This window comes from Formosa sp. F44 (assembly GCF_056238645.1).
In genome coordinates this window covers 62247-76773 of record NZ_JBWDLJ010000007.1, presented here as the reverse complement: position 1 = coordinate 76773, position 14527 = coordinate 62247, and the positions used below count along the sequence as shown (strand labels likewise).

Genomic DNA, 14527 nt, shown 5'->3' with positions numbered 1-14527 from the left:
TGCAAAATCAGGATTGATTTATGATAAGAACTATAGAAGTATTTTAGTGAAAACAAACTAATAATTACTTGCTTTTTAACACAGTTCTTGGTTAGTTGCGTGGTTAAGCAACTAATTTAATAAACAAATACGAACCTGAGAAAATTCCGAAGGAATTTTCCAAATAAGCACTTGCCAAAGCAATTAATTATACACGGTGTTGTGCAACGTATTTTTTATTTAAAAGTCAATTATATTTAGATCTTCAATTCCGGTTTCATCTACTGTTATTATAAGATTTAGTTGATTTAGGGTTATATGATTGTCCATAATTTCAGACAAGAAGTTCCAACTTTTAGCATCAGGCACAAAAAATGAGTTAGGCAAACTCAAATCAGTTTTTGATTCGGAATAATATATAATAGTTTCAAATCCGTTTATATTCAGTTTTTCAGTTTTAAATTCAGTCGATTTTGATTTCAAACCATTAAATGAGACGTATGTTTTATAGTTTCCTTCGTTTAATTTCTCCGATTTAATATGCAATAAAACTTCTCCAGAATATTTATACATATTTAAAGAGTCTTTTTCAATTATGTGTTTTGCTATTTTTTCCGCAATCCTTTTTTCAATATCATCGGAATCCGTTTTTTCACAACCAATAATTCCAAATAATAATATTATGAGGATTTTTATTTTATTCATTTTAAATGGTTTTCATAGTTCGCTTGGATATGTTGCACAACGTTTATGTGTAAGGAACGTTGCGTGTTTGAGTACGAGGATTTTCTGAAGGAAAATCAGAAGCTAGCAAACAAAGCAACTACCAAACGGCTTAACTAAAATAAGCAATGTTTTTTACACGGTGTTGTATGCAGTTTTTTTAATTTCCATTTTTTGATTTCGGTCCAACAATTTGAATTTCGTCAGATTCCGTTACTGGTTTTTCCAAAACACTTTTTAAGTCTCTAATAACTTTGTCGGTTTTTTCTAAATCCACAATTTTTGGAAGTCCAATGTCAATGACGTTTGTCGTATTAGAAACTCTAAATCCGTTTCTGAATTTTTCTTTGATAAATCGATGTCCATTATCGATTGATAAAATTCTTATAAAGGTTTTATTGTCCGATTCAAAACGGAATATTCCTTGAGGATGAATGTCAGTCAGAATTACTTTATATCCGATTTCTTCAGAGTTTTGAGTTTTAAATTTAAAAATCAGAGTATTTTTATTTTCGACAAACTCAATATTATACTCATTTTCTTTGTCAGTCAAATTCTTGTAAGATTCAATTAGAGAATCCATTTTCATTTGATTTGTATTTTGGCTTTTTGCATTTCCGATAATCATTGTTATAAATGCAAAACACAATAAAATTTTTACTCTTTTCATATCAATTACTTACGTTTCTCAAATTGCATACAACGGTCTAGTGTATGATTTCGTTGTGTGTTTAAGCACTAAAGTTAGCAAATAAATCACAGATAGAAAGTCCGCGAGGACTTTCGTAAGTAGGCTATAACTAGCAATGAATTATACACATTGTTGTACACCGTTTTTTATTCAGTTATTTCTTTATTATTGTTTTTAAAAATCCAAACTCCTATCACTATTGTTAGCGAATATATCAAAACCCAAATTGTCTGTTCAGACCATCTTGTAATAAATCCGCTATCTACGATGAAAAATGTAATCCAAACCGATAGAAAGCTATAAATGGATAATAAAATCTTCTCGTTTAGGGTTGAGTATTTATTTTTCAAAAACCTTTTAATTAACCAAAATATTACCATTGCAGGAATTGACGAAAGAAAGCCTACAATAATCATTACAAATATTATTTCGTAAGAATTTAATATACTCGTAAAACTCGAATCATTTATAATAGCACCTAATATTAATGCTAATAAAAGAGGCGAAACGATTATTGTAAATAACCAAATTTTGATAACATATCTCATATATTATTCAGCTGGTATTTTATACTTTCCATCAATTAATTCCCAATTATTTTTCTTGCGGTCAAACACAAATCTCATATCTGGAACATAGCCATTTGTTCCGCCACAATCTAATGCAAAATCCGCTCTTTTAAATTTCAGTCCATTGTTGAAATGAATTCTCCGCTTTCCAGTAACATTTACAATTCCAAAATTCACGTCAACTGTATCAATTCCGATTATTTTGTGAGTCAGACGCAAAACCCGAATTGTCTTTTTTTCTTTAATTGACAAATCAATTAGTTCCTCATTGGTCAAAAACTTATATCGGTCAGATACGTTCAGTTTAGAAATCCGTTGTCCATTTTCATTAAGTTCAACATATTTCCAACCGCTCGAAAGCAAAAGGTCAAACCTATTATTTAATGAACTGACATAAATACTGTCCAACTCGCTTTTTTCAATCGAATTCAGTTCCGTTTCTTGNCCGTTGTCCATTTTCATTAAGTTCAACATATTTCCAACCGCTCGAAAGCAAAAGGTCAAACCTATTATTTAATGAACTGACATAAATACTGTCCAACTCGCTTTTTTCAATCGAATTCAGTTCCGTTTCTTGTCCAAATGACAAAAATCCGATAAATGTCAATATGATTACAAATGTTTTTCTCAAATGGTGTACAACGGTTTTGTGTATGGTTAGTTGCGTGGTTAAGCAACTAAGTTAATAAACATTTACGAACCCGTGAAAATTCCGCAGGAATTTTCGCAAGTAGGCACGTAAAAAGCAATTAATTATACACGTTGTTGTGTGTCTGTGCTTTTTACATTTTAGTTCCAATGTAATAAACCATTTTGTCTTTTGGTATTACAAAAATTAATTCCGTTCCAGTTGGGTCAGTTCCGTGACAATATATACTCCAAGGATAAACATAAACGCTTTCAGGGTTCAGTTCTTCCATTTTCGGAAACCAAGGAATTTGATATTGCCAACCATTTGCTAATTCCACTGCATCGTTTAATACTTTTGGCAAACTATCTAATCGATGCCAACCTTTACTATTTTGCAATTCCATTTCAGTCACATTTGAGATTTCAATTGCATAAGCGTCAAGATAATCGCCTGTGAATGAACGTCCAGATTCGTAACTGTTCAGCACTTTTTCAATTCTCTGGTCTCCAAGTTTGCACCAATTCAGCACGAATCTTACGTCAGATGTTGTCGCTTTGTTTTCGACAGTTTTATTTCCGATTGAAGTAGAGTAGGCGAGATAACCTAAAATCAGAATTACTCCAATTAATGATATTCCTCCCCAAATCGCGAGTGCATTTTTTCCTATTCTATATATTCTATTTTTCAAATAGTTAAATTTTCTACGGTTTGTTTGGGCATTGCACACAACGTTAAATATATGGCAAGTTGGGCAGAAAATAAGCGATTACTTTCGGTTTAGCCACAAGCCAAATCTTTTTATTTTGTTTTAATTTTTCTCTTTAATACCAAATCAAAAGATTTGGTGACTTTGCAAATAGATAATGACCTTTTGGTTAAACACTAATCGCCCAATTTGCTATATATAGTGTTGTACAACGTATTTTCATCATTTTTCGGTTGCTTTTTTAGCTCTTTCCATTAAGGATTCAGCCAACTCATACATTGAGCAACTTGCCTCGCTCATATTTCTTTTTCCTATTCGTTTTATTTCGGCATTGTCATTTTCCCAATCAATAACATAAACTACTTCTCGATATACTTCGTTTAACTCTTTGTAATTCAATCCGTCATTATTGTGTCCGAAATTTTCTTCGGTTTCTATTATTTTAATTGGGTTTTCGTTTTTTAAATAGATAGTTGTTCTTATTCGGCCATAGGAAAGTCCGATTTCTTCAACTATTTTGTGAATCAGTTTTTCATTCCGCCAAACTTTTAAAACTCCGCCACCATCTGTCGCAATTCCAGTCAGTTCAACCCAATCAAATTCAGTTTCCTTAAGAGTGGAATCCGATTCAATAGAATTCACTTCGTCATTAATTCGGTCAAGGTTATTTTCTTGTCCAAATGTTAAAAACCCGACTAAGGTTAATATGATTACAAATATTTTTCTCATATGTTGTACAACGGTGGGTGTATACGTTGTCTCGCAAATTTTGAATTGGCTGTGCGAGGCAAATTTAGCGAGATAGCGTATACACATTGTTACACACAGTTTTCTTTTTTTAAGGTTGTCCCCATATAATTTCTAAATTTTCGTCTTCGAATTTATCATATACTTGAAATATATCATTCTGTATTTTTAAAATAGGGGCTACGATATTCTTTCCACTTCTATATTGATTAGCTATGAAATAAGTTTCATTAATTTTTAATATTTTAATTTTTGAAAATTCGTACTTGCTCAAGTCTTTTACTTCTTTTATTTTTCCTGTACAGTAATATTTCCCTTCTTCGGTTATAACGACATGCCATTCAATTTTTTCTTCATTTATTTTATCCAGTATTTCCTTTTTGCATAGTAATTTCGTAGGGATTATTTTTCTCAGATAGTTCGTTTTCTTTTCCTCTTTATCACTTCTATTTATTTGAATATCTTTAGTTTCATTCAACAATTCTATTCTGCCCAAATTTGGTTCTGAATCATTCCCAATTTTATTTTTTTTAGTTATTTGAGCAGAATCAATAATCTGGTTTAAGTCATATAAATAAATTCTGTCGTTTTTTATTTCTACAATTTGATGATTGGCGATTTTATTATTTTTTAAATTACCTAACCAAAGCCCTTGGTATTTCTCCAAGGATATTAAAGCTTTACATGAATAGAAAAAGACAAATAAAATTATTAGGTTTTTGCTTGTTGCCAATTTTGTTTTCTTTCGTTTTAACTTAACCATTTTTTATGATTCTGTGAATTCTTTCTTCTAATTGTGTGTAACGTGTTTGTATATGGTTTGTTGCGTGATTAAGCAACTAAGTTAACAAATAAAAACCGAATAGAAAATCCGCGAGGATTTTCGTAAGTAGGCTAGAACCAGCAATAAATTATATACAGTGTTGCCCACAGTATTTTATTCCGTTTTCAAATATTTTTCGATTTCCGATTTCTTTTTTAAGTCAATTACTTCTTCACTTGCAAAATCTACCATTATCATATCATATTCTTCTCCGATAGCATTTAATCCATCAGCGATTTTCGTTTTTTGTATGCTTTTCCAATCGTAAGTTGAAAACCAAATATGTTCTATTTTGTTATTTTCTCCATCATAGAATATTGCACTTGAGTAACTTCCAAACGCTTTGGTTTTAGAATTTTCTATAATCTGTGGTTCTCCAATTCCAGCATAAGTCAGTTTTGGGTATTTTTTAATTCCGACAGAGTTTAATAATTCCACAAAATCATTTTCGTTAATTTCGAGTTGTTTAGTTTCGATTGGTTTTTCTTTAATCGCTGTAATTTCTGAAAATCCATTTCCGTCAGAATGTTTTTCCGCAAACTCCGATATTCTTCCAGTTTCTTTTAGGGCATATTCTAAATTTTTAGAAGACATTATTTCAACCATTAAATAATCGTCTTCCCAAAGAAGCATCGAATTTTCGTCCGATGACTTTTTTTGAGAGCAACTAATTCCAAATAGTGCTAAAATTCCCATTATTAACGGTTTTTTCATATTGTGGGCAACGTGTTTGTATATGATTTGTTGCGTGTTTTAAGCAACTAATTTAGTAAATTTTTACTGACCAAGAAAGTCCGCGAGGACTTTCGAAAGTAGGCAAGAAGCCAGCAATAAATTATATACGGTGTTGTAACCAGTTTTTTATTTTTCCTTTCTTAACTCAAATGGTTCTTTTCGGTTTAAACAAAACTGTGAATTTGGATTGTTTCCTTCAAGTTTTTCTTGTTCTTCAAACCATTCCTTATTTTCCTCAAAAAATTCATTTGCTTTTTCCCATTTATCTTGAATTATATAAAAATCAATAATTGATTCAAAATGTCTGATTGGATTTTCCTTTAATTTATTAATCGCAGAATCTATTGTTTCGTAATGTTGGAAGAATTCTTTTCCAGATGTTTCGAAGTTTTTATTTATACTTTTCATAACTTTATCATTGTCATCTTTCACAAGGTCGTACCAACCTGAATAGTAAAATTCTTTGTTCCAGTTTTCAATGTAGTCAACCCTTGTTCCATCTATAGCTCTCTCCCAATTCTTCTCAAGATTATAGAATTTTGTTTCCCATTTTCTATATTTTGGTGAAATAACGTGCAAAACTATATCAAATTCTACGCTTAAATTTCCGTCATTATATTTTCTTCCATACCAATGAATTACGAATTGAAAAAAATCATTTCTCTTTTTAAATTCCTGTTGTGATTTAAGATATTTAAAACCATTTTTTTCAAGCGAAGGAAACGTAAACTCTAAAAATAGTTTAGTTATTCTTTCCATTGGTTTTAGTTCAGAATAAAGATGTAAAGGTTTTCTTTTAAATATCTTAAAACTCATATTTTATTCTTGATTTTGAGGTTTTTCTCAAATTGGTTACAACGGTCTCGTATAAGATTAGTTGCGTGGTTTAAGCACCTAATTTAGCAAATAAAAACCGAATAGAAAATCCGCGAGGATTTTCGTAAGTAGGCTAGAACCAAGCAATTAATTTTATACATTGTTAGGCAAAGTATTTTTTATGTTTATAGAAACTTGTCTTAATATTTCTCTTACAGCTTTGTAATTCTTTTTTTCTAGAAACTTATAAGTTTCATATTTTAACAAGAATTTATTTTCTACTTTACTGTAAACTAAATTTTTGTTATTCTTTTTAAAATTTATTTTCTTTTGCTCTAATCTATTGAACTCTTTTGTTATTTCCTTTTTATCTACATCTATTACAGAGCATCTATGTGAATCATCATTTCGGATTTCACGTATTTTAGTTAATTCCTGTTTATAGGATTTCTTCTTATCAAAGTAAAATTCTTTTTCGTACAAATAAATAAGAACATTAATGTTTAAATCACTTATTTTTTTAAATCCTTTTGTTTTTTCTATTGTTTTATATCGACTTTTAAAGTTAGGATTGTTTATTAATAAATAATTTAGCAATAATTCAATATTATCAAATTTAGACCAATAATAATAATTTACTAAATTTTCAATTTGGTGAAAAGCAGATGTACAGAATGAAATGAATTTATCTTTATCAGTTAAGTTTTCAGTCAATAGAAATCTTTCCATTTTATGATTATCTTCAATTAAACGTTTCTTAACGGCATCATTTTTTATGAAATTATAATCAATTAAATTATTTAACAAACTAAATTTTTCAGTCAATTTAATTGAAACGTTATTGTCATTCCCTTTAATTTGTTTTATAAATGAAATATGACCTAATAAAACTTCTTTGAATGGATAATCTACTTTTTCAGTGGGTTGATGTTTTTTAAAGACCTTGATTGCATATTCAAGTCCTCCTTTTTCCCAATTATTAAGCATTGCTCTAACCTTTTGAAGATACTCACGTTTTATATTTAACTTTTTATTTACAATCAAACCAGTTACTTGTTGTCTATCTGTCGATTTATGTAATCTAGTTTTATCTTCGTTTACAATAAAGTTTTCTTCTTTAATTATTTTAGAAACTTGCTTAATGAAAATATGTTTTAAAATATTTTTGTTACTTGAAAAAGTAATATCATCTGCATATCTTGTATATTTTATATTTTTCTTTAAACTGATTTTAGTAAGTTTTCTATCTAATTTTTGAGTAACAATATTTGATAAAATTGGTGAAGTTGGTGCTCCTTGAGGTAGTTGGTCTTTATGCGTACAAAGATTTGCAATTATAAATGCAATTGGCTCTCTTTCGTTTTTAAGATTAAAAGGGTTTAATTCTAAAACGACTTTAACTCTTCTAAAATTTATTGAGGGAAAGAAATCTTTTAAATCTAGGTTTAAAACATATTCTTTTCCTATATGTGGCGTAGCATTTCGTATTATTCCTTTACCAAACAAAAATCCATTAGAACTATAATGTGCATATGGCTCGAAAACTAGTTGAAGTAAATAATTGATTAGTTTTTGTACTCTTTTTAATATTTCATCTGGTGTTTTAATTATTCGCTTTCCACCATTTTTTTTGGGAATATTAAACTCTAAATATCTTTTATCTTTTGTCTTCGATATATGAAATAACTGTTTTGAATTTATCGAATTAAATGCATTTTTATCTTTTAAATTATCATTGTTTTTTTCAATGAAATTTAAAAGTGAAACAAATTCATTTACAGAATTCATTTCATTAAATTTTTGAATTACTTTTTTTCGAGAGTTTTCATCTAAAAAGATACCAGACATATTCTCTTGTGTATGAACTTTGTTAAGTTATATATCATAAATAAATTAAAAAGAATTAAAAGTGATATTATCTTAAATATTATAGTATGATTCAAAATATATTAAAGTATAAATATATAAGTATTATAAAAATTAAGAATTTAAAAGATATAAAAAATTAAAATTAATCTAAAAGATGCAACTTCATTTATATCCTCACTTTAGAATTGACATTTCGATATCGTAATGCATAATCAATATTCTGGTATCTATAGTATTTCTGTTTTTTTAGATGATTTTGGTTATATTTTGCCTAACGTGTTTGTGTATGATTTCGTTACGGGAAAATCCAGCGGATTTTTCCGATTAAGAACGAAAGATAGCAAAAATGAATGGAATTTCCGAGAGGAAATTCCGCCGTAATGAATTATACACGTTGTTAGCTTTTAGTGCTTTTATAATTCATTCCGTTTTTTGTTTTTCGGACAGCATTTTAATCCAATTTCTTAAATTTCTGTTTTTAGTTCATTTCACAAACTAGCTCAAATTCCGACCGTTTTTTAATTCAGGTTTGAGTGAGTAATTCCAGCGTTATTATTCCAGTTCTGATTGCGCAAACAAGCTAAAAAGTCAACCGTAATTCAATTCAGAGTTTGAGTAAGGAATTCCGCTGTTGTATTTCATTCCACGTTTGAGTGATAATTCCGAAAATTTTCAAAATTCCGCACACAGTTTTTCTGATTTATCTACCTTAAAATTCTAAAAAAAAAATCGAAAAATAAACCAGGCTTTTTTTCAAACCGTAAACTTGCTACAGCATTAAAGCTAACGTGTTTGTGTATGGTTAGTTGCGTGGTTAGGCAACTAAGTTAGCAAACTTTTACGAACCCGAGAAAATTCCGCAGGAATTTTCGCAAGTAAGCACGTAAAAAGCAATTAATTATACACGGTGTTACCACACGTTTTTATTTCGGAATGTAGAATTTTTTGTGTCCTATCCAATTTCTTAAAAACTCTTTATCGGCTAAATGCGTGAACCAAGTTTGGTCATTTCCAGTTTTATATTCCAATTCAATTATTTTTCCACCAACTTCCGTAACGAATTTTTTTATTTTATCTTTATTTTCGGTCAACTCTGGGTCAATTGCAGAAGAAAAGTCAACTAAACCACTTTCTATTTCTAAAATTTCTGACATTAATTCCGAAATGAATTTATGTCCATATTTTTCGTTAGTCCAAGCCATAAATCCAATGTAACATTTTGGAACATAACCAATCTTTTTTAAAAATTCCGCTTTTGATTCCGCGTCAAAATCTTCGTCATCATCAGCATCAGAGTAATAAATTCGGAATGAGTATTTTTCTTCGTTGTATTCAACTTCTAATTCATAATCTAACTCGCTTTCCAGTTCAAATTTACCGTGGGATTCAATAGTTTTTTTAATCCGATTAGTCGATTCCACAGATAGATATTCTTTAAAATAAATCAGATTTGTAAATCCTCCCATAATGATTCTTCAAATGTGTGGTAACGGTCTTGTGTATGAAATGTAGCGTATAAATAAACGCTAACTTTTCGGATTTAGCACGAGCCGAATTTTTTATTTTTATGTTTAATTTTCTTTTCTAAATATAACCAAATAAAAAATTTGGCGTACTTTGTAAATATACAAAAACCTCTCGGAAAGCCTATATTAGCTATGTTTTATACACGTTGTTGTAAGTAGTGCTTTTCACGTTCTGCTTGTTTTTCCAATGTTTCTTATTTAGTTCTGATTGTGCGTTGGCAAGACATACTCTTTTGCGATTTTTGGCGTAGCGTTGGCTGATGCGAATTGCAAATGTGTATGGCTTTAAGCGTTGGCATTTTCCACTAAATCAATTTCTTTTTCTGTCAATTCATATAATTCTGCAACTAAATTATCAATTCTATTTTCGATATTTTTTAATTCTGTTTTCAAAGCGTTAGTTTCAGTTTTATTGTTCTCAAAAATTTCTAACCATTCCATTTCTTCTGTTTTGGTTAAAGAATCTCGTTTAATTTTTTTGAATGCTTTGTTCAATTCTGATATGAAATCCGAAAAATCCAAGTCAAACCAATTATCAAGTTTTCTTGTTAATAAAATTGATGTTGATTTTAATAAATAGTTTCTGAATCTTTTATCCGATTCTTTTAGTTTGTTTCCAGCAATTAGTGCTCTATCTACTTCTGCGTTTATTAATTCTTGCTCTTTTTTGTTTCCAATTTTTAAGGGAATTGGATTTAGATTAACTCCTTTTACTTGTGCGAATGCTCGACCACGTTCACCGACTATCTTTTGATAGTAAAAGTTAATTGTGCTTGAATTTAAAAGAGCTAAAAGATATTCAAGACTAACTTTTTTGTCCGTTGGAACTATTACAAAGACGCTTTTCCAAGCATATAGTCTTGATGTATCAATTGTTCCGATAATTCTATCTCCAGTTTGACGAATAATTATTTTTTTAGGACAGTCAAAAAGTCTTTCTTCTCTTGCTCTGTGTAGTAGTTTTTTATCATATTCTACATATTTTGGGTCGCTTTCAAAGTCCAATCTATATTTATGAAAATTACGACCTCTTACCATTGGTTTACTAATTTCACTAATTGGAACTTCATTAATATAATTAGGTTTGCACTCTATACCAATTTTCAATTCGCAGAGTTCTTTCAATGGAACACCAAGTTTTTCCATTTTTTTCATTAGAGACTTTTCAGTTGGTGTTATTTGGATATTAAATGCAAAAAATTGATTTTCTATAAATTCATCTTGATTACATTCTTCAAAGGGAATATCAAAATCAGTTCTTTTTGGTCTAAATAAAAATTTGACTTTATTTTTTTGAGTAACCTTAATTGAATATGTTATTACAGTTGTTGGAACAACTGCATCTTCAAACGCATCATAACCAACATCAATAATTGTGTTTATAGTTGTCTCTTTTAGTAATAACTCTCTTAACTTTCTTCCAAACTTTTGAAGTAAAATATTATTAGGAATTATTAAACCACATTCTCCTGAAGTTTTCATAAGGTCAAGACTTAACTCCATAAAATAGATATATGTATCAAAGTCGCCTTCCATTGTTTGGTATTTACTTCTGATATATTCCTTCTCCAAGTCATTTAAGCTTGCTCCATAAGGTGGATTACCTATGATAACATCAAAACCGCCTTTTGCAAATACTTCTGGAAATTGTTTTTTCCAATTGAAGGCTTTGTCTTTTGCAATATTTCTGTCGTCAACAAGACTATTACCGCATTTTATATTGTTATTTAAAGAGGTTAGTTTTCTTCCTTTTTGTGCAGTTCTTAACCACAATGAAAGTTTTGCAATGTCGACACTTTCCTCGTTTATATCAACACCGTAAATATTATTTTCCAAAATTGAATTTTCAACTTCACTTAAAATCATTGCATCTCCGAAAAGTTTTGCTTGCAATTCATCAATATAGCTGTGTTCTGCAATCAAAAACTCTAACGATTGATTTAAGAAAGCACCACTACCACAAGCTGGGTCACAGATTGTAATTTGTAAAAGCCATTTCCTGTAATCTTCTAACTTTTGGGTAAGTTTTTTTAGCGTAGCTTTTTTTCTTCCCTTACGTTCCTTCTCGTATTCATCTTCTTGAATATCAAGTTCTAATTTCTTTTCTTCACAAAGTTTACCTACTGTATTATCTACAATGAACTTGGTAATATACTTGGGTGTGTAAAATACACCATCTTTTTTTCTTTTAGTTCTTTTGGTTTCAGGTTCAACGTCTTGAATTTCTGCCTGAATTTCATCAATATCATTTAATGAATGCTCAAAAATGTGTCCAAGTATATTTACACTTACTTCACTCTCAAAATCGTAATTACTTAATTTAACTGTGTGTTTATGAAGTAAGTCATCGTCTATTTTGATGTTATCTAAAACATCATCTGGTGCAAATAAACCTCCATTATAAGCGAAAATATCGTGTTGTTGCCCTTTGTGTCCAGTATTCATATAGCCGAAATATTTTCGAAATCGGTCATACAAAGGAAAATACTCATCGTATTTATCTTTTAAATCTGTCCATTGGTTTACAATTGAACGAATAGAATTTGGCGGAAGTAATAATCTGTCTTCTGCAAAGAAGATGAATAAAAAACGGTCAAGTAACTTCTGTGTTTTCTTGAATAAAGTTAGTTTGTCGTATTGAGGATTTTCCTTTTGAATGCTGTCAAAAACCTCATTTCTGAAAGATGCGTAATCTTTGTAAAGTTCTTTTGTTATTTTTTCCTCTTGCGTTAAGGATTCATCCTTAATTTTTTTTGGAATATCTTTTAAAAGATATGCAGACGAAAGGCAAAGCCAAAGTATTTCAAAACGTTCTTTTGTTAATTGAAATAGATTAAATTCCTCAAAATCTACTGCGTTGTCGATATAAAAACGCAACTTCTCAAAGTTGGAAGTAATTACATAATTACAACCAGGTTGGTTGTTTTTATATCCAAATGCTTGGGTTTCTACTTTACTTAAATCGGTTGTGTTTGTTCCTTTTAGCTCAATTACTGCGAGTGCTTTTTCGCCTTTTAGAATTGCTCCATCAGTCTTTTTTGAGCCTTTTATGTTTTTTAATTCCGTTGTCAGATTAAAGTCAGGCGTTGGGTTTTTTGTATAGCCCAAAACATTCACGAAAAGGTCAATCAGAAATTCGCCTTGGTATTGTTCCTCTTTGGAATTTCTTATGTTTTCTTGAATGGTCGGATTGTGGAAATGGCTTGTAAATCGCTCGTATGCTTGAGTAACTTTTTCGGACTCCAATCCTTTTAAATATTTGTTTAGAACAGAGTTCTGAAATAAGCTCATAAAATTTTAATCTTTTTTCTCAAATTTAATATTATTCCGAGCGTTGGCAAGAAACAGCTCTTTTATTTTTTCAGCGTTGGCTTTCGTGTCGGCAAAAAAATAAATGTGCTGTTTGAGCGTTGGCTTTTTTAGTTCAAATGTTCAATTTTAGCACGATTTCCGCATTACTTACAACGTAGGGATAAATACACTGGTGTATTTATATCCTTTATATCTATTTCAAATATAGCAAATAAATGCTTACAAGTCCATTGGGTTTTTAATAGCCTCAAAGCTACTTTTTGCAACGTGAGTGTATATCTCTGTGGTTTTACTAGAATTATGTCCCAATAACAATTGTATATATCTTAAATCTGTGCCGTTCTCTAGTAAATGAGTGGCAAAGCTATGTCTGAGGGTGTGTGGTGTTATGTTTTTTTTAATGCCCGCTTTTATCGTCGCATTTTTAATAATTTTACTAATGCTGGCTGCACTATATTTTTGAGATTCTTGCCCTTCAAATAAATAAACTTTGGGTGTGTATGCCTTGTAATAAATTCTTAGATCGTCAAGTACTTTATTAGATAATAAGGAATATCTGTCTTTTCCGCCTTTTGCGTCGCAAACCTTTATAAGCATGCGCTCGCTTTCAATATCTTTAAGCTTTAAATGTAATAACTCACTTCTTCTTAAACCGGCAGAATATATTACACTAATTATACAACGGTGCTTAATATTATTAGTGTGTTCAATGAGTTTTATAACCTCAGATTTAGCCAAAACTACTGGTAACTTTTTCTTCTTTCTTGGTCGCTCTATACCGTAAAACCTATTAGGCATTCCTAAAACAATTTCATAATAAAATTTAATACTATTAATGGCTTGATTTACATAGGCATCAGAATAATTTTTATCCATTACCCATTGTATATAAGCTCTAATATCCATTTCATTTAAAGCATCAATATCTTGAGTATTATAATGGTTAAGAAATTTTTCAAAACAATTAACATAGGTTTTTACGGTGTTGTTAGAGTACTTTTTTATTCTAAGCTTTTGTATATAAGAGTCGGGGCACGTAATAGTATTTGGGGCGTGTTCTCGTTTATTTATCCATTCAGAATTATGAGCTTCGTCTAATTGCTTCGACTTGTTTATTTCGAAAAAATATTTGCAATTTACCCAAGCAACACCTTTAAATAAAATAAATATCTTATCCAGGTTTTGTTTTGTATTTGGTATATAGTGCATATTAAATTCTTCACTCCATAACACGGCAGGCAATTCTTTAATTAATGCATTTAGCACTTTGTTGAAATAAAATTTTAAACCAATGTACTTTTTCTGATTAATATAAAGATGATGTAACGTGATATTGGATTTATATACCATGATTTATCTAATGTTTTGAAATAAAATTACTTAAAAACAAATTCTAAATC

Annotated in this window: 11 protein-coding genes; all 11 read right to left on the bottom strand. The window is 29.8% G+C overall.

Going from position 1 to position 14527, the window contains the following annotated elements; all coding sequences use genetic code 11:
- Positions 1-219 precede the first annotated feature (219 nt).
- On the bottom strand, positions 220-684 hold the full coding sequence (locus tag AC0UBM_RS17555) for a hypothetical protein (protein WP_475689513.1): 465 nt from the start codon (positions 682-684) through the stop codon (positions 220-222).
- Positions 685-862: 178 nt separating this feature from the next.
- Entirely contained in the window at positions 863-1372 is a 510-nt protein-coding gene (locus AC0UBM_RS17550; protein ID WP_475689512.1) for a hypothetical protein, read from the bottom strand.
- A 1372-nt stretch (positions 1373-2744) separates the two neighbouring features.
- Positions 2745-3281: a hypothetical protein gene (locus AC0UBM_RS17545; protein ID WP_475689511.1), complete on the bottom strand. Its 537-nt coding sequence runs from the start codon at positions 3279-3281 to the stop codon at positions 2745-2747.
- Positions 3282-3521: 240 nt separating this feature from the next.
- Positions 3522-4028 (bottom strand): hypothetical protein, encoded by a 507-nt coding sequence (locus tag AC0UBM_RS17540; RefSeq protein ID WP_475689510.1) that lies wholly within the window; start codon positions 4026-4028, stop codon positions 3522-3524.
- 109 nt (positions 4029-4137) lie between these two features.
- Positions 4138-4809, bottom strand: a complete 672-nt coding sequence (locus AC0UBM_RS17535) for a hypothetical protein (protein ID WP_475689509.1) — start codon at positions 4807-4809, stop codon at positions 4138-4140.
- A gap of 174 nt (positions 4810-4983) precedes the next feature.
- Positions 4984-5583 (bottom strand): hypothetical protein, encoded by a 600-nt coding sequence (locus AC0UBM_RS17530; protein ID WP_475689508.1) that lies wholly within the window; start codon positions 5581-5583, stop codon positions 4984-4986.
- 147 nt (positions 5584-5730) lie between these two features.
- Positions 5731-6420: a hypothetical protein gene (locus AC0UBM_RS17525; protein WP_475689507.1), complete on the bottom strand. Its 690-nt coding sequence runs from the start codon at positions 6418-6420 to the stop codon at positions 5731-5733.
- A gap of 153 nt (positions 6421-6573) precedes the next feature.
- Positions 6574-8268: a reverse transcriptase domain-containing protein gene (locus AC0UBM_RS17520; RefSeq protein ID WP_475689506.1), complete on the bottom strand. Its 1695-nt coding sequence runs from the start codon at positions 8266-8268 to the stop codon at positions 6574-6576.
- A gap of 944 nt (positions 8269-9212) precedes the next feature.
- Positions 9213-9755, bottom strand: coding sequence for a DUF6368 family protein (locus tag AC0UBM_RS17515; protein WP_475689505.1), 543 nt, complete (start codon positions 9753-9755; stop codon positions 9213-9215).
- 345 nt (positions 9756-10100) lie between these two features.
- Entirely contained in the window at positions 10101-13106 is a 3006-nt protein-coding gene (locus AC0UBM_RS17510) for an Eco57I restriction-modification methylase domain-containing protein (RefSeq protein WP_475689504.1), read from the bottom strand.
- Positions 13107-13346: 240 nt separating this feature from the next.
- Positions 13347-14477, bottom strand: coding sequence for a site-specific tyrosine recombinase/integron integrase (xerA, locus tag AC0UBM_RS17505; RefSeq protein ID WP_414034182.1), 1131 nt, complete (start codon positions 14475-14477; stop codon positions 13347-13349).
- Between the last annotated feature and the right edge of the window lie 50 nt (positions 14478-14527).

Bases quoted from the DNA above. Each gene is read 5' to 3' on its own strand.
- AC0UBM_RS17555 (WP_475689513.1), bottom strand. From the start codon at position 684: ATGAATAAAATAAAAATCCTCATAATATTATTATTTGGAATTATTGGT.
- AC0UBM_RS17550 (WP_475689512.1), bottom strand. From the start codon at position 1,372: ATGAAAAGAGTAAAAATTTTATTGTGTTTTGCATTTATAACAATGATT.
- AC0UBM_RS17540 (WP_475689510.1), bottom strand. From the start codon at position 4,028: ATGAGAAAAATATTTGTAATCATATTAACCTTAGTCGGGTTTTTAACA.
- AC0UBM_RS17535 (WP_475689509.1), bottom strand. From the start codon at position 4,809: ATGGTTAAGTTAAAACGAAAGAAAACAAAATTGGCAACAAGCAAAAAC.
- AC0UBM_RS17530 (WP_475689508.1), bottom strand. From the start codon at position 5,583: ATGAAAAAACCGTTAATAATGGGAATTTTAGCACTATTTGGAATTAGT.
- AC0UBM_RS17525 (WP_475689507.1), bottom strand. From the start codon at position 6,420: ATGAGTTTTAAGATATTTAAAAGAAAACCTTTACATCTTTATTCTGAA.
- AC0UBM_RS17520 (WP_475689506.1), bottom strand. From the start codon at position 8,268: ATGTCTGGTATCTTTTTAGATGAAAACTCTCGAAAAAAAGTAATTCAA.
- AC0UBM_RS17515 (WP_475689505.1), bottom strand. From the start codon at position 9,755: ATGGGAGGATTTACAAATCTGATTTATTTTAAAGAATATCTATCTGTG.
- AC0UBM_RS17510 (WP_475689504.1), bottom strand. From the start codon at position 13,106: ATGAGCTTATTTCAGAACTCTGTTCTAAACAAATATTTAAAAGGATTG.
- xerA (WP_414034182.1), bottom strand. From the start codon at position 14,477: ATGGTATATAAATCCAATATCACGTTACATCATCTTTATATTAATCAG.